This window comes from Patescibacteria group bacterium (assembly GCA_028715115.1).
Classification (GTDB): domain Bacteria; phylum Patescibacteriota; class Patescibacteriia; order UBA2591; family UBA4787; genus JAQUSN01.
The window spans coordinates 22,543-39,029 of record JAQUSN010000001.1 but is presented as its reverse complement, the minus strand read 5'-3'; the positions used below and the strand labels follow the sequence as shown (position 1 = coordinate 39,029).

General features: G+C 40.8%; 16 protein-coding genes and 1 tRNA gene. 12 read left to right on the top strand and 5 right to left on the bottom strand.

Annotated elements, in window-relative coordinates:
* Nucleotides 1-296 precede the first annotated feature (296 nt).
* The 5 genes from PHV78_00175 (at nt 297) to PHV78_00155 (ending at nt 2,706) form a co-directional block, all read left to right on the top strand.
* Nucleotides 297-369, top strand: a tRNA-Thr gene (locus PHV78_00175).
* 83 nt (nt 370-452) lie between these two features.
* The gene (ftsE, locus tag PHV78_00170; protein ID MDD5395674.1) at nt 453-1,136 is read left to right on the top strand and encodes a cell division ATP-binding protein FtsE; all 684 of its coding nucleotides are present in this window, start codon (nt 453-455) and stop codon (nt 1,134-1,136) included.
* A 112-nt stretch (nt 1,137-1,248) separates the two neighbouring features.
* The gene (locus PHV78_00165; GenBank protein MDD5395673.1) at nt 1,249-1,506 is read left to right on the top strand and encodes a hypothetical protein; all 258 of its coding nucleotides are present in this window, start codon (nt 1,249-1,251) and stop codon (nt 1,504-1,506) included.
* Nucleotides 1,507-1,525: 19 nt separating this feature from the next.
* Entirely contained in the window at nt 1,526-1,756 is a 231-nt protein-coding gene (locus PHV78_00160) for a hypothetical protein (protein ID MDD5395672.1), read from the top strand.
* Nucleotides 1,757-1,776: 20 nt separating this feature from the next.
* The gene (locus tag PHV78_00155) at nt 1,777-2,706 is read left to right on the top strand and encodes a tRNA 4-thiouridine(8) synthase ThiI (GenBank protein MDD5395671.1); all 930 of its coding nucleotides are present in this window, start codon (nt 1,777-1,779) and stop codon (nt 2,704-2,706) included.
* A 44-nt stretch (nt 2,707-2,750) separates the two neighbouring features.
* Here PHV78_00155 and PHV78_00150 read toward each other — a convergent pair whose 3' ends face one another.
* Nucleotides 2,751-3,113, bottom strand: a complete 363-nt coding sequence (locus tag PHV78_00150; GenBank protein MDD5395670.1) for a hypothetical protein — start codon at nt 3,111-3,113, stop codon at nt 2,751-2,753.
* A 123-nt stretch (nt 3,114-3,236) separates the two neighbouring features.
* Here PHV78_00150 and PHV78_00145 point away from each other — a divergent pair, with 123 nt between their 5' ends.
* The 3 genes from PHV78_00145 to PHV78_00135 are packed head-to-tail and all read left to right on the top strand — an operon-like array spanning nt 3,237 to nt 4,978.
* On the top strand, nt 3,237-4,193 hold the full coding sequence (locus tag PHV78_00145) for an NGG1p interacting factor NIF3 (GenBank protein ID MDD5395669.1): 957 nt from the start codon (nt 3,237-3,239) through the stop codon (nt 4,191-4,193).
* 2 nt (nt 4,194-4,195) lie between these two features.
* On the top strand, nt 4,196-4,492 hold the full coding sequence (locus PHV78_00140; GenBank protein ID MDD5395668.1) for a hypothetical protein: 297 nt from the start codon (nt 4,196-4,198) through the stop codon (nt 4,490-4,492).
* A gap of 18 nt (nt 4,493-4,510) precedes the next feature.
* Entirely contained in the window at nt 4,511-4,978 is a 468-nt protein-coding gene (locus PHV78_00135) for an RNA methyltransferase (GenBank protein ID MDD5395667.1), read from the top strand.
* Between the two features lie 154 nt (nt 4,979-5,132).
* Here PHV78_00135 and PHV78_00130 read toward each other — a convergent pair whose 3' ends face one another.
* The 3 genes from PHV78_00130 to PHV78_00120 form a co-directional block, all read right to left on the bottom strand.
* Entirely contained in the window at nt 5,133-6,017 is an 885-nt protein-coding gene (locus PHV78_00130) for a hypothetical protein (GenBank protein ID MDD5395666.1), read from the bottom strand.
* A 1-nt stretch (nt 6,018) separates the two neighbouring features.
* Nucleotides 6,019-6,894, bottom strand: coding sequence for a CDP-alcohol phosphatidyltransferase family protein (locus PHV78_00125; GenBank protein ID MDD5395665.1), 876 nt, complete (start codon nt 6,892-6,894; stop codon nt 6,019-6,021).
* A gap of 120 nt (nt 6,895-7,014) precedes the next feature.
* The gene (locus tag PHV78_00120) at nt 7,015-7,821 is read right to left on the bottom strand and encodes a bifunctional 5,10-methylenetetrahydrofolate dehydrogenase/5,10-methenyltetrahydrofolate cyclohydrolase (GenBank protein MDD5395664.1); all 807 of its coding nucleotides are present in this window, start codon (nt 7,819-7,821) and stop codon (nt 7,015-7,017) included.
* A gap of 14 nt (nt 7,822-7,835) precedes the next feature.
* Between PHV78_00120 and thyX the strand changes: the two genes are divergently transcribed.
* Entirely contained in the window at nt 7,836-8,453 is a 618-nt protein-coding gene (gene thyX / locus PHV78_00115; protein MDD5395663.1) for an FAD-dependent thymidylate synthase, read from the top strand.
* Between the two features lie 5 nt (nt 8,454-8,458).
* Here the strand turns inward: thyX and PHV78_00110 are convergent, their stop codons facing one another.
* Nucleotides 8,459-9,736 carry a serine hydroxymethyltransferase gene (locus tag PHV78_00110; GenBank protein MDD5395662.1) on the bottom strand — a complete coding sequence of 426 codons (1,278 nt, stop codon included), beginning with the start codon at nt 9,734-9,736 and terminating at the stop codon, nt 8,459-8,461.
* 215 nt (nt 9,737-9,951) lie between these two features.
* On the opposite strand from PHV78_00110, the gene PHV78_00105 reads away from it, so the two are divergent.
* Genes PHV78_00105 through PHV78_00095 form a run of 3 tightly spaced genes read left to right on the top strand, consistent with a single transcriptional unit; the run spans nt 9,952 to nt 16,477 of the window.
* On the top strand, nt 9,952-10,173 hold the full coding sequence (locus PHV78_00105) for a 30S ribosomal protein S21 (GenBank protein MDD5395661.1): 222 nt from the start codon (nt 9,952-9,954) through the stop codon (nt 10,171-10,173).
* A 20-nt stretch (nt 10,174-10,193) separates the two neighbouring features.
* Complete coding sequence (locus PHV78_00100) at nt 10,194-10,649, top strand: GatB/YqeY domain-containing protein (protein MDD5395660.1); 456 nt, start codon at nt 10,194-10,196, stop codon at nt 10,647-10,649.
* A gap of 20 nt (nt 10,650-10,669) precedes the next feature.
* Nucleotides 10,670-16,477, top strand: coding sequence for an Ig-like domain-containing protein (locus tag PHV78_00095; protein ID MDD5395659.1), 5,808 nt, complete (start codon nt 10,670-10,672; stop codon nt 16,475-16,477).
* The last annotated feature ends 10 nt before the right edge of the window (nt 16,478-16,487 follow it).

Genomic DNA, 16,487 nt, shown 5'->3' with positions numbered 1-16,487 from the left:
GGCAGGCAGGCCGTTACCCGCTCCAATTGAAAAATTTTCAGCCTAGTGTATTATATTAATAGGCTGACTGAGTGTTAATGCCGAGGTAGCTCTCCGACGTTACAGTCGGAGTCCTCCGACGGAGTCCGATACTCGTCGGAGTCATCGGACCGACTAAAACGTCGGGGCAGCCTTGCCCCGCCACTTTTGCCCAGATAGCTCAATTGGCCTATTCCAGTTTTTGAAAAAAACTGGACGGCCCGTTCGAGCTTAATTAATAAGCTCGAAGTAGGGTAGACCTGCCCGCCATAGCCTGAGCCCGTGTAGCTCAACTGGTAGAGCAACGGTATCGTAAACCGTAGGTTGTCGGTTCGATTCCGACCGCGGGCTAGGGCGATGGCAGGCGGGGCAACGGTATCGTAAACCATAGGTCGTGAGTTCGATCCTCACCCTCGGCTCCAGAAAAAAATTAAATGATTAAATTAATCAACATTAGTAAATTCTATCCGCCAAATACGCATGCTTTGCGTAATGTTTCTTTTAGTGTTGAGGCGGGCGAGTTTGTTTCCCTGGTTGGCCAATCAGGTGCCGGCAAAACCACGGTTATAAAATTGCTTATTGCCGAAGAAAAGGCCACCCAGGGCAAAATCATCATTGGCGGCTGGGATATCACTGATATTAATAGTCAAGAAATACCATATTTACGCCGTCAGGTGGGTGTGGTCTTTCAGGATTTTAAATTATTGCCCAAAAAAAACGTTTACGAAAACGTTGCTTTTGCCCTTGAAGTAGTCGGTACTCCGGAAAAAAAAATAAAAGCTATGGTTCCGCAAATTTTACGCATTGTTGGCGTAGAAAGTAAGGCCAATCGTTGGCCTCATCAATTATCGGCTGGCGAGGCGCAGCGCGTAGCTATTGCCCGAGCCATTGCCAATAAGCCAAAAATTTTAATTGCCGATGAGCCGACTGGCAATCTCGACTCCATTAATACCAGAGATATAATTGATTTGCTTTTAAAAATTAATAAATTCGGTACGACTATTTTACTGGTGAGTCATAATCGAGAAATTGTTAATTTATTAAAACGTCGAGTAATTACCTTAGATCACGGCATGGTTATCGGCGATCAAATCAAGGGCGGTCGATACGTTATTTAATTATCTACAGATAATAACCGATTTTTTAATCAGGAAAGCAAATAATTTCAAAGCTTGCTTTGAATCAAGATACCCTTTATAATTTATATATTAATTAGTTTGTTATAAATTTATGGCCGAAGAAAAACAAATCGGCAAAATAACGCATTATTTTGCCAAAATCAGCGTAGCCGTTTTAGAATTAACCGACAGTTTAAAAGCCGGCGAAACCATTCACATCGTTGGCGGTGGTCGAGATTTTACTCAAATTGTGGATTCAATGCAGGTCGAACATCAAACTATCGAAGAAGCTAAAGCTGGCGATGCTGTAGGCATGAAGGTTGACCAAATGGTCAAGCCCGGCGACATTGTTTTTAAAGTGGAAGGATAATTTGAGTAGATTATTTTTTATGATAACCGAGGTAAGAAATAAAGACTCGGACAAGATTGTTGTGTCAAAACAAAAATGGATAATTGTTGGCCTTTTGGTTACTATTCTTAATCCATTTTTTGCCGGATTAATTTATGGCTATGCTTTGTGGCGGGAACCAGGACTTAAAAATGACGGAAAATGGTTGATGATTTTATCTCTATTTTGGGGCGCAATTAGCATGGCTTTAGTTTTAAAATATTACTATTAAATAAAGATTAAATAATTTTCATGGCTAAAGCCCTTTGTTTATTTTCTGGCGGGCTTGATTCGATTTTAGCGGTTAAACTCTTACAAGAGCAAGCGATAAAGGTGACCGGACTGACGTTTGTCAGTTGTTTTTTTAACGCTACAATACCAGAAAAAATGGCCGCTAAAATTTCCTTACCTTTACGAGTAGTTGATATTTCTTCAGAACATCTAACAATAGTAAAAGATCCGCGATATGGTTATGGCAAGAATATGAATCCGTGCCTTGATTGCCATTTAATGATGCTTAAAAAAGCTGGCGAGATGATGCGGCGGGAGGGCTTTGATTTCGTCGCTACCGGCGAGGTTTTAGGTGAACGGCCGTTTTCGCAAAATGAATCCGCTCTAAAATTATTAGAAAAAAAATCGAGCCTCGAAGGTTATTTGCTAAGGCCCTTATCGGCTAAATTATTAGCGTCGACCATTGCCGAAAACAGGAGTATTGTTGGTAGAGATAAATTAATGGATATCAGCGGTCGCTCGCGACAGAAACAAATGGCTTTAGCGCAGCAATATAATCTTGAGGATTATCCGACGCCAGCCGGCGGATGTCTGTTAACTGATCCGGCATTTGGTCAGCGGCTCAAAGAAATGTTTAATAAATGGCCGCAGGCCGACATTGAAGATATGGAATTATTAAAAGTGGGCCGTAATTTTTGGCATGAAGATGTCTTGTGTGTAGTCGGCCGTAATCATAAAGAAAATCAGCAATTAAAAAAAATAAGCCGAACCAAAGATATTTTAGTTGAGCCCGACAATGTGGCCGGCCCGACAGTTTTAATTCGTTTCAAGAAGACGCTTGATCGGGCCGTTAAAAATGAATTAATCAAATTGGCCGAAGGCCTGATTAAAAAATATATGAACCAAAAATATCAAGATAAGAATATAGAATTTTTGGTAGAATTTTTCTAAAACGGTCAGAGGCGCCCGCGATGTGCGAGCGCCCCAGTTGCTGATCAGACGGTTGTTGCGGCCCTTGCTCTTGCCCTTGTCTCGATTAAGTTGATGACTTTCACAATAGCCACGACAATCGTGACTGCGTAGGCGGCGATTAGGCCACACATCCTCGTGAACCGGAAATACAGCACCACAGGGTCTTTGGCCGAAAAGATCTCTTGCGGGACGAAGAAGATGCTCAGGATGGCGCCGACTATACCGCAGATGATGAAGACCGTCCACAGAGTCGAGAACACAGAGTCCTCGTTTGAGATCAGGGACAGGATCAGAAAGACCAGGGGCGGTAAGATTCCCGAAAGAACAACGGGAAGGACGGGATAGGCCAGCATCAGGACGGCCCAGATCACAATCACAATCAGCATGATTTCCTCCTTAGTTTGTTTTTAAATTATAGCATATTTTGGTTAAAAGTCAACCCCTAGAAAGTCTTGATTTTTATCTATATTTTGTTAAACTAGAGAAATTAACTCCATAATTATAACCCTATGAACGCGCAACAAATTTATCAATTAGCCATTAAACTAGGCACTGAAGCCGACTTACGCGGAAAAGCCACGGTTAGCAAAATGTTGACCCATTTAAAGAAAAAATATGAAGAGTTATCAAAAGATCAAAAAGAGGAGTTCGACAAAGAAAGATTGATTAATCCTTTTTCTGATACTCGGGTTTTGGTTGACGATAAAAAACAAATAAAAAAGATTCTTACTGGTGTGGATATTGGCGTGGGAGAATTATTATTAGCCGATAAATTGGGTGGTGTTGATTTAGTTTTAGCCCATCACCCTGAGGGGATTGGCTTAGCCGGATTAGACGATGTGATGCATTTACAGGCCGATGTTTTAAGTATGTATGGTGTGCCGATTAATATCGCCGAAAATTTAGTCAAAATTAGAATTGACGAGGTGAGCCGTAAGCTGTCTCCGGCTAATCATAACGAAGTGGTTGATGCAGCTAAGTTATTGAAAATGAATTTAATGTGCGTACATACTCCGGCCGACAATTTCGTCGCTTCATTTTTAGATAAGATGATTAAAAAAGAAAAGCCAGAATATGTCGAAGATTTATTAAAACTCTTGAAAAGCATTCCCGAGTACAAAGAGGCGATTAAACTTAATGCTGGTCCGCGTCTTTTTTCCGGCCGTCCGGAAAATCATTGCGGTAAAATAGCCTTAACTGAATTAACCGGTGGTACCGAGGGCTCACCGCTAATATTTGAAAAGTTAGCCCAAGTCGGCATTGGCACGGTAGTAGCCATGCACATGAGCGAAGAGCACCGTAAGGAAGCGGAAAAAGCGCATATTAACGTGGTGGTGGCTGGCCATATGGCTTCGGATTCCTTGGGCATGAATTTATTCTTAGATGAATTAGCTAAACAAGGCATAAAAATCATTTCTTGTTCCGGCTTGATTCGCGTCGAACGATTCAAAAAAGCAAAAAAATAATCATGAAAATTATTTTTAAAAATCTAAGTTTGGCCGAAGCGATAGTTAAATTGAAGCGCTGCGGTTATGCTGAATTTAAAGATCCGATAAGCCACCAAACCAGTTTTGTTCGTCGTCTGCGCGGATTTTTTTATCCGCGATTTCATATTTATATCGAACAGAAGGCCGATCAGATAATTTATAATCTACATTTAGACCAAAAAAAACCGTCTTATGACGGCGCGCATGCCCACAATGGAGAATATAGCGGTGCAGTGGTCGAGCAAGAAGCCGAGAGACTTAAGCAGATGATACATTAAATATTTTATTTAAAGATAGTGGCGAAGAAAGATAAAAAATTAGTTTTAATCTTGGATAATATCAGAAGTTTGTTTAACGTCGGCTCGATGTTTCGCTTAGCTGACGGTGCCGGAGTAGATGAGATTTATTTGGGTGGCATTACTGGCAGGCCGCCGCAGCCCAAAATCGATAAGGTTTCTTTGGGGGCGGAAAAAAGCGTGCCTTTCGAACATTATTGGTCGATTTGGCGCGAAGTCGATAAATTAAAAAAACAGGGCTATCAAATTGTAGCTCTGGAGCAGACACCCAAAAGCATTTCTTATTTAAAATTTAAACCAAAATTTCCTCTGGCCCTGATTATTGGCAACGAAGTTAATGGTGTTTCTAAGGGTTTATTAAAACGCGCTGATAAAATAATCGAATTACCCATGGCTGGTATTAAAGAATCGCTTAATGTTTCTACGGCTGCGGCTATCGCGCTGTATAAAATAATCGAATCAAGATAGTTTACCCCTTAGAGATTATCTTAATTAGAATAAAGAAATGTTAGACAAATTTTATCATATTTTTTATTTCTTAAATCTCATTTGCTTAAATCTCTGATGGGGTAAACTAAAATAAAAAAATCGCGAGTTTTAGCTTCGCGATTTTTTGTTTTTTTTAACTCTGATTAATTTTTTTCAGCAAATCATTCACATAAGCCAGCGAGCCGTCATTTAAAACTACCACCTCATATTTTTGTTGATAATGTTCTAAATTTTCTTTAGTTCTTTCGTTCATAAATCCGATTCTGACTAAATTATCATAACTAAAGCCGGTGATCATAGCCGTATCTTCCAAATTGTCACCCATTAGCAGTACGTTTTTTCTGTCTTTTATATCTTTAAAAAACGAGAAATCTTTAAGTGCAGCTTCATCTTTATTCATCGAGTGGATTATGGGCTTTTTAACGCCAATCGCCTTGCCCTCGGCATCCCATTCAAATTCATTGGAAACAATGTGCACGTTGCTTGATAATGCTCCGGCTTTAGCCAAAAGCATAGCAATAATTTCACCGCCCAATCCGCTCGAAGAGAGCACGACTAATGGAATATTTTGCGCTTTTAGAAGTTCGCTAAATTCCTTAAATCCATCCCGCAAAACAATTTGGTTAGATTCGACTACGTCGCTTAGGTCTTTTTTGTTTAATCCCGATCTAATCAACAAATCAAAATGAGCCGTCCACCATTCAAGCATAGCTCTTTTTTTATCAGCTAAAGAAACCTTGGGATCAAGCTCAATGGCATGATATTTATTAAAGAGCGCATGGGCTTGTTCCGGATAATCAGGAGTTAGATAGCCATGGTCTCGTAAAACAGAAATTAACGATGGAATATATTGCCCATCAATAAAAGCCTTTGTTAAGGTTCTGTCAAAGTCAGAAAGAATGTGCAGGTTTTGTGGCCCGCCTTTTATTAGCGCTTGCTCTAATTCAGCTAATCTTTCCGGATCGGATATAATAATTTCTTCTTTTGGTTTTTCTAAATTAGCGTCGCCATAAGCCATATTATTTTTTATTATTGAATAGTTTATCTAAATCGTCGAGAATTTGATCAACATATTCGTTTTTTACTAATTGTCTTTTGCGCAAATACATCCAAATCGTGTCAGCTGGATAACGCTTTTCAAACCTTTCCACGAAGAAAAAGTTTTTTATCGTAGCGCTGATCGCCAAGGCGGCAAAAAGTATCATAAAAATAGTTCCCAACAAGTCCAAGAGGGTTACTTCTTCTAATCCGCGGATATTTGTTTGAAAAACTATGTAGGGGTAGGGCAAAAGGAAGCTGATAACGCAAACTATAACTAAAATTAAAATTGCTTCAGCCGGGCTGAACCGATAATAAGTAGTGGCAAACGTTCCGGTAATATAGGTCATCAAAAAAGTATTAATAGCCAAAATATAATAAAACAAAACAATACCGAGGGCTATTGATAAGCGCATACCTGGCGAAAAACCCAAGCCGACGAAAAAAATAAACAAGGAGAGACCGTCAAACATATGGTCAGCAAAGTAGCCGCGCTTACTAATAACCCCTTTGGCGCGGGCAATTCGTCCGTCATAACGATCGCAAAAAAGAAATACTAGTAAAAAGAAAGCCGCAGATAGAAACCAGGTTTTGTTAAAAGTGGTTAGAAAAAAAGAAAGACCCGTTAAACATGCGGCAATAAAGCCAGTATGCATCAGGGTACGGTTGGTGATAAAGGGAGGAATTAATTTTAAAACTTTTTCTGAAAGGTTAAATCGTTGTTCAAAAACCATCAAAAAACTATTATCTGGCCGGGATTCTTGTTCGTATTCTTTTGTCTGCTTTTTTTGTTCCGACTCTGGATTGTTTGTTGGTACGGATGAAGATGGATCAAGGCTAGATTCGATATTGTTCATAAAAAAATTTTAAGAAATCCTCCTTCGCTGGATGATTTTATGGATTTAAATTTAGGTATCCAGCAAAGAGAGTTTTATTAATTATTTTTTAAATATAAGAGCTTCGAAGGACCCCGCCCTTTATTTAGTTTTAGAGGGCGTCGTTAAATTTTTTAATAAAAACGCCACGGTTAGCGGACCAATGCCGCCGGGAACGGGCGAGACAAAACCGGCTTTCATTTGGCAGAACGGACTGGCGTCGCCACAGAGCTTACCGTGCGAGTGACTAAAGCCTATGTCGATGATTAAAGATTTATTTTTAATTAAATTTGGTTTTATAAAATGGGACCTGCCCAAGGCGCTAATAATAATGTCAGCTTTTTTGATAATTTTTTTATCACCAGGATTTAGTTTTTTAACGACAATGATATCGGTTGAAACTTTTTTCTTCAAAAGAATTTTAGCCAGCGGGTCGGCGAAAGTATAACTATTAGACAGAATAACTGCCTTTTTGTTTTTTAATTTTAATCCGGATTGTTTAATTAGAAAAATTATACCCTGGTAAACCGGTGAAACAAATTGGGTACCAACAACAAAGCCATCAACATCTTTTTCCGGCGAAACCAGTCTGGTAATTTTTTCTTGATTAAGGTGCCGCGGTAGAGGCAATTGAATAATGAGGCCGTTAATACGCTTATCATTATTGATTTTTTTAATCAATTTGGCAATTTTACTTTCCGAGATATTTTCGGGCAATAAATATTTTTTAAAATCAATACCCACCCTTTGACAAGCTCTTTCTTTTATTCTAACATAAGTGAGAGAGGCCTTGTCGTGGCCGACCAAAATCGCGCTTAGGCATGGTCGTTTCCGGTTATGAGAAATCTTTCTCTTAACAGAAGAGAGGACTTTGTCAGCGCCGGGTTTTCCGAGAAGTAATTTAACCATTTTAAATAAAATTTATGCAAGTTATTAAGCCGAGCTTTATAATAGAAGACGAAGTTGATGGTAAAAAAATTCTTAAAAATTTAGAAAAATACGCTAGAACCTGTTATAAAAGCGAAGACAAAATCTGCGAAGGGTCGGCCGAAAAATTAATTGCTAATATTTTGAAACGCGGGCACGAGAGCGTGATTGAGCACGAGAAAGTTACGGTGCGATTGATCTGCGATCGCGGCGTGACGCATGAATTAGTCCGCCATCGCCTCGCTTCTTATTCTCAGGAGTCAACTCGCTATTGTGATTACCATAAAAAAGGCAGCATTCAGGTTATCGAGCCGTTTTTCTTCGCTGGCAACCCTGAGAAGTACGCAGCTTGGCAGAAGGCCATGGAAGATACAGAACAAGCCTACAATAAATTGATCGAGCTGGGGGCGACGCCGCAAGAAGCGCGCAGTGTTTTGCCGAACTCCTTGAAAACTGAAATCGTCACCACCTTCAATTTACGTGAATGGCGGCATTTTTTCAAACTAAGAACGTCTGCCGCGGCTCACCCACAAATGAGAGAAATTATCATTCCGCTTCTGGCTGAATTTAAAAAAAGAATTCCGATAATTTTTGATGATATTGTAGCGGAATAATAAGATTAGTAAATTTTAAACTTTTTTGTTAGTTTTTTAACGGTTTGCCGCACCGTTTTTTTTATTGCTTCATTCTGCGGCGCAAAAATTATCTTAGCGATTAATTGGCCGATAATTTTCATTTCTTTCTCTTTCATGCCGCGCGTGGTTAAAGCCGGTGTGCCGAGTCGTAGACCAGACGGCTTAAAGGGAGGATTAGGATCAAAAGGAATAGTGTTGCGGTTAACGTAAATACCGACTTTTTCCAATAATTTTTCTGCTTCCTTGCCATTTAATTCGGCGTTACGTACGTCAACTAAAATCAAGTGGTTATCAGTGCCGCCAGTAATTATGTTTAGTCCATTTTGTTTTAAAGTTTGAGCTAGGATCTTGGCGTTAAGACAAATTTGTGCCCCGTATTTTTTAAAAGAAGGTTTTAGTGCTTCTTGCAAGGCCACAGCAATACCGGCGACGTTATTGTCGTGCGGTCCGCCTTGCGTGCCGGGAAAAATCATTTTTTGAATCGGTTCAGCCAATTCGTTTTTGGCAAAAATCATAGCGCCGCGCGGGCCGCGTAAGGTTTTATGGGTCGTGGTTGTAATAACGTCACAATAAGGAAAGGGACTCAAGTGTTTTTTAGCGGCAATAAGCCCGGCAATATGGGAAATATCAGCCATGAGAATCGCGCCGACTTTGTCGGCGATTTTTCTAAAAGCGTTGAAATCTATTTCCCGGGAATAAGCCGTAGCGCCGCAAACGATAAGTTGCGGCTTATTCTTTAGTGCGATTTTTTCGATTTCTTTATAATTTAATAAATTTGTTTTCTGGTCAACGCCGTAAGGAATTATTTTAAATATTTTGCCGGAAAGGTTAACCGGATGGCCGTGAGTCAAATGGCCGCCTTGGGCCAGACTCATGCCCATGATTTTGCTTGCCTTATTCCCTTTGGCAAGGGCCCCGGGTTGAAGTAGGGCAAAATAAACAGCCAAGTTAGCCGGCGAACCGGAATAGGGTTGGACGTTAACTTGCCAGTTTGTCCATTGATTTTTGGGCAAAAACAATTTTTTAGCCCGTTCAATGGCCAGATTTTCTGTCTGATCGATGAATTGATTGCCGCCGTAATAACGCTTGCCCGGATAACCTTCGGAATATTTATTGGTCAAGGCCGAGCCGAGTGCTTCTAAAACTGCCGGTGAAGCATAATTTTCCGAGGCAATCAAAACCAGGCCGTCTTGCTGGCGTTTGATTTCATTTTGGATTATTTTGGCAATAATCGGGTCTGATTTTTTGAGGTTTTTTAACATAGAACGTACTATAGCACACCATTGACAAAAAGTCAAAATATATTAAGATGTTGTGGTGGAGGCGGCGAGTTTTCGGTCTCCGCTTTCGTCCTGAGAGCGGTTTTGACCCCCTACGGGTCCCGGCTTCGGCTGGGACCTGTTTTTCTTTATTAACTGGGGATAATGTATTTACATTCTTATATTTTACGTTATAATTTCTATAAGAGGTGAATTTTATGACAATCGAAGTTAAGAAAAAAGCTGGCGAATCGACCGAGGGAATGATTCGACGCTTCAATCAAAGCGTAGTGCGCAGTGGCCTAGTCAAAGAAGTGAAAGGCCGCCGTTTTCGTTCTCGAACAACTACTTCGCGAGCGAGAAAAATTAGCGCTTTACGACGCAAGAGCGATCAGGCTAAGCGCGAGTTTTTGATTAAAACTGGCGCCTTGAAGAGCTAGAAATTATTAAAATAATTTTTATGACTTTGTTTGAGAAAATTTTAGAAGATTTAAAGCAGGCGATGATCAAGAAAGATGAAATAAAAGTTTCGGCCTTGAGAATGCTGAAGGCTTCTTTACAAAATCTTGAAATCGAACTAAAGGCTAAGAAAAAAGAATTGACCGACGAATTGACGATAGAAATCGTCAGCTGTGAAACTAAACGCCGCAAAGAATCTATAGAAGCTTTTGATAAAGGCGGCCGTCAGGATTTAGCTCAAAAAGAAAAAAAAGAATTAGAAATTTTATCTGTTTATTTACCCGAACAATTGTCAGAAGAAAAATTAAGAGTTATAATTCAAAGCAAGATAAAAGAATTAAGCGCGGCTGGCCCGCAGGACTTCGGCAAGGTGATGGGCGCCGTTTCTAAGGAAACTAAAGGAAAAGCCGACGGCAACAAGGTCAGCGCTTTAGTCAAAGAAGAATTGAGCAAATAAAATAAGTAAAATTATTTTGTATGAGAAACCTAAAGTTTGGAGAGTTATTTTTTAGCGCAAGAACTAAGAAACTCTTTTCTCTAGCGTTTCTCTTTTTTATTTTATTGATTTTAGTCGGCCAATTTTCTGTTGCTCATGCTCAGCCGCCGATGAACGAAGGACTGGAACAGTTTTCTAATACTACCGAACTACCATCTACGCCATTGCCTATTATTATCGGCCGTATAGTTCGTTTTATTTTGGGATTCTTGGGATTAATCGCCGTGGTTATCGTCGTTTATGGCGGATTTATTTGGATGACTTCGGGCGGTAACGAAGAAAAGATTACTCGAGCTAAAAAATTAATGGCCGCTGGTATTATTGGTTTACTTATTATTATTCTAGCTTATGCTTTTGCCTCTTTTATTATCAATGCCATTAGTCAAATAATTAGTGGTATTGCTGGTAATGGCGGAGAACCTGGCGGTCCGGGAATCTTGCCAGATGATTTTAAGGTAAGCAGAATTTTAACTACCCATGAAGGTCCACCGCAAAACTATCATCAAAGCGTTTATTTGTGTTCAGCCGTTCAGCCGATTTTTAATCATCGCGTTAAGCCGGACAACATCCAACAATTAGTTCAGGATAATTTATTAAAAGTAGAAAGCGGCGGTACATTTACCGGCACTTGGCAGGTCTTAGGCAATGCCTTGGTCTTTAAGCACGATTCGCTCTTCGCTTCAGAGACAGATTATACCGTGCATTTGCCAAAACAAATTGGCGATAATGGCGGTAAGACATTGAAAAAATGTGAAGCCAGCAATGGCTGTACGGAAACAGACACTGATTTTACTTGGCGCTTTACTACCGGGATTCACACTGATACGTCCAAACCATACATTACCAGTAGTTATCCGATTTCAAAACAGAACGACCCCAACTATCCTGATCGTAATGTTGATTTAACGCCGCTTATTGACGTTAATTTTTCCGAACCAGTTGACGCTACGACGGTAATGGATAGTAATAATAATCCAATCGCTGCAAATATCTGGGTCTCACGCCTAGATGGCCGCGGCGGTTTAGTGGTTGAGCAAATTCCGGCGACCGATTGGCTGGTAGACATAGAAGACACCGGTTTTAAAATATATTTGCGCGATACGGTTCAGTTAAAACCATTTACTTGGTATCGCATTCATGTTTCCGGTATTAAAGATTTGTGCTCCAATATCATGGATCCGGATAATGTAGAATGGGAGTTTCAGACCAACGATCATGCTCCGGGAATCTCTTCATATTATCCAACCGGCGAAAAAGTTTGCTCCAGCACCAATATTGGTCTGACTTTTGGCACTTCGATGGAAAATAATTTAGTCCTCTTTAGGGTAAAGCAGGGCGACAATTTGATTTTTGAGATTAATAAAAATCCAAACATTAAAGGGCCGGTAGTTATCAGTAACCAATATGCCGATTTAACGATCCCTGATCTCCAGACTAAAGTTTTTATCATAAACCCGCGCGTTGATTTGACGCCCAACCTAACTTATCAAATCGAGATGACAAGCGATCTGGTTATAAATCAAAAGGGTGATACCTTAGGAAAAACTTGGTCATTTAAAACAACTACGGCGGCTAATTGTTTGTGTGCGCCGTGGATTAATCGCGTGAGTCCAGCTCAAGGCCCAAGTGGTCAATGCATAACCGTTTTCGGAGAATGTTTTACCGGCACGCCCAGCCATTCGGCTGCGCCCAAAAATAATCAAATCAGTTTTTTAATCGGGCCCTCAGTAGTTAATTCGCCAGTAGAATATGTCAGTGATAATTATTTAACCACTACTGTACCCGATACCGGCGAAGACTTGCCAGTGGCAGCTAAGGTAAGATTGACGATCGTTTATAGTTCGAGCGGCGAAGAAGAAACTAGTAATAGTGACGTGACTTACACAATCGATCGATCCGGTTCAGCCCAGGGTCCGTGCTTGTGGGTAATTAACCCCAGTTCTGGCTATCGAGATAAAACCAATATTGAATTAAATGGTATTCGTTTGGGCAATGGCGGTGGCGAAAAGGATGCGGTTAAATTTTATAATGAAGCGGCGGTGAGCAACTGCCCTGGTACTGGTTGTAATTGGAGTGATACGAAAATAAATAATTTTAAAGTGCCTAGCTTAGCGGGAACAGGAGACGTTTATGTTAGTAATAATAACGGCAATAGCAATGCTTTGCCATTTACGGTTTTAGAACAATTACCCGGTCCGGGCGAGGTGTGTTCGGATGGAAACGTTTGTCCGAATGGATCAACTCGATGCCAAGGCGAACCGACTTATACTTGTCGAGTTAACAATACCGATTGCCGATGTTGCTGTAACCCGACCGAACAAAATACTTGTCCCGGCAGTTTGCAATGTATGGCCAATCAGTCGCCTTGTACGGGCGGTAGCCGAGGGCTTTGTTGCGGCTGTCAAACAGACGAGCAGTGTGGCACCGGCATGGGTTGTGGCATTTTAGATACAAATAAATGTTGTCATGCTCAGCCAATTATTGAGTCAAAAAATCCAGATGACAACCAAATAGGAGTTTGCCGTAATGCGGCTTTAGTCGCGGTTTTCAATCAAAAAATGGATGAAGCGAGCTTAAATTGGAATAATATAAAGTTTGAAATTTGCGACGATAATAATTGTGCCAACGGAACCTCTGTGCCTGCCACATTAACCATTAATGATCTGGTTACTAAGACTGGTTTTACGATTAATCCCTGTTTAACCAATCCGCTCTTAGAAGCCAATAGATGGTATCGCATAATGGTTACCGGTAAAAAATTAGACGGTCAACCCGGCGATGGAGTTCGTTCAGATAAAGGCGTTTCCATGTTAGGCGTGAATAGCTGGGTGTTTCAGACGGGCGACGAGCTTTGCCAAATTGATAGAATAGATGTTAATCCGGCCAATAAAATGGTTAAGGTCGGCGCTCAACAAAGATATACGGCTAATGCTTATGATGATCAACAACCAGTTTGTGTTGCTAGCTTTGATTGGGACTCTAGCGCGCCGGTGGTGGCGACCGTAGAGCCAATTGCCGGGCTAGAAACTACGGCCAGCGCTTTAAGCCAAGGACAAACAAATATTTCTGCTTCAACCTGGATAGAGATACCCGGTAAATTAGGTCAACGCCGAAAGATTACTGGTTTAGGCGTTTTGACTGTCAAATTAACTGATTTAGCCGTTGAAGAAGATTCAACTTGTGAGCCTCCGAGCCAAATTTATTCTACACCAAATCCACGACCCAATTATCAGCAAGCATGTCTTAATATAAAAGTTGGCGCCCGGTTTAATAAAAATGTGGATGATGGCCGCATTAACGGTACCAATTTAATTAAAGTTTATAATTGCGGTTCGGATCAAACCTGTTCTCATCCAACCGAAGTAGGCGCAAAAGACGTATATGTTTATCCGGTTACTTTAGAAAAAGAAGCTTTTGTTTTTGAACCCACGCAAAACTTATCAGCTGATACTTATTATGAAGTTATTGTGCCTGGCGGAGAGGCGGGCGTTATTGGTGAAGATGGATCAAGCATGGCTCAGGATTATGTTTGGCAATTTAAAACTAAAAACGATTCGGTCTGTCCGGTTGAATCAGTGGCGGTTTTGCCAATCAGAACACAGCTTTTAAATATTAATGATACGCAAAAATTTGACTCAGAGGCTTTAGGAGAAGCCTGTCAAATGTTAACCGGCAGCTATACTTGGCAGTGGAGTTCTGGTGATACTAAAATAGCTACTGTTAGCCCGACCGGTCCGAATAATTCCACAACTGCTACGGCTAAGGGGTTGGGGGAAACAAACATTACCGCTGCTACTAGCGGCAAAAGCAATCAAGCGTATTTAGTGGTTTCTCCGGCGCCCACTATAATCTCAAGTAGCCGTTTTCCGGCACCAAATTCAACTAACATATGTCGCAATGCATTTGTTCTGTTCACTTTTGACCAAGAGATGGATCTCAATACTATTAATACCAGCATGGCCACTACAACTACGGTAACTTTATGGGGCAAAAATCAGGATCAAGGCAGTCCAACCAGCAGTTTGTGGAACCTTTTCAAGAATTTAGTTTTAAAATTAAGAGATAATTTAATCAACGTTTCTCAGGCCGCACCACAAGGGCCACCAAAATCAGAGTGGACTCAAATAGCCGGAGAAGTCAAAAGCCAAGTAATTAGTATTGGCGGCATTGATTCGGATTCGCAGCAAAAACAAACATTAGTGCGATTTGTTCCTAGTTCAGCCTTGGACAGCCAGCGGCTCTATGAAATACGTATTGTCGGCGGGCCCAACGGAGTAAAAAGTAAATATGGGGTGTCGATGGCCCAAGATCAGTCGTGGCAGTTTACGACCGGCAACAAGATTTGTCAAATTCAAAGAGTTCAAATTACTCCACAAAGTTATATTTTCAGCCAAGCTAGGAAGGGTCATGATTTTTTTGCTACAGCTTATGCCAGAGACAACCAGCCGATTTCGCCGATCACAGGCGTCTATACTTGGACATGGGCGTGGACCGTTAAGGATAATTTAATTACGGTTACCGGAGATCAAGACAATCCTTCTAGGGGTGCGGCTGTGGCTGGCAGTACAAATGGCGATACGGTTTTAACTGCCGAAGCAGTTGATTCTCTTAATCAGTCGTTCACCAACTCGGCAGCAGTCAGGGTTTTTATTTGTGAAAACCCATGGGTTTATCCGCGGCCCAATGATACTAATTTTTATAATTTCCAGTTAAATTATTGTCGCGATGGCAGTCCGCTTTTGCCGGCCTTACCCGATCCGGTTAATGCGGCTAAGGCCGATAGCGAATTAAAGGTTAGTTGGCTATTTAATGTACCAAACACTTCGGACGTAATAGGCTTAAGGATTTACGATAATTTTGACCACTTAACGCCAGCCGAATGGTATAAGGTGAAAATTAACTCGCAATCTAATCCTTCTGCCGCGCCTAGCGTTGATGACTATCAGGCGATAAAAGACGGGCGAACCACTTATGTCGGCGCTACCAATGTTGATTTTGGTTTAATTGGTGGCGGCCAGCCGAAGTTGTATAGTAATATTTTCTTATTGTCTTATAATGATAATGCCAGTCAGGAGACGATTAAAATCGTCAATGATTTGATAAAATATTGGACGTTTAATATTAATGTGCGTGGCGATAAAATGAGCTTGGTTCACGACTTAAGCCGTTTGGTTAATTTTAATCAATTAAATCAGTTGCTATCTCAATATCGCGCGGCCAACAATGATTTTCCAAAATTAATTTCTGGTATTTATGTGCCCGGCATGACGACTAGCCGCTGGAGCTCCTGGCAAGATACTTTAGGAGACAGCTTAGGTTCAGCTTTGCCTATTGATCCGATTAACACTTTTGCTAACAGAAATAATTGTTCTGGCCAAAAACCTTATAGCTGTTGCGCTGATTGTCCGGTGAACGATCCGCAATGCCAAGGCAGATGCTATAATTCTGCGCCAGACAAATTAAAATACGAGTGTGTTGCCGGATCCCATGTTTATCAATATATGTATAAGTTTTTCCAAGGCAATAAAGGCTATGCTCTTTATAGTAATTTTGAGTATAGAGAGCCGAATAATTGGCAACACAATTGCGCGAGCTATAATCAAACAAGCACCTGCAGCAAGCATAATTGGTGCGCCTGGATTAATGGCAGCTGTAAGGCAAAAGACTTAAACTTTACCGGTAATGCTTGCAGTAGTCCGTCATCTTGTAGCTGTTTTAACATGCAATACTTAGAAACTTATTATTATCAACAAGAATGGGGGCAGCAACAGCAAGAGTCACAAAAGTAGAAATAGATTC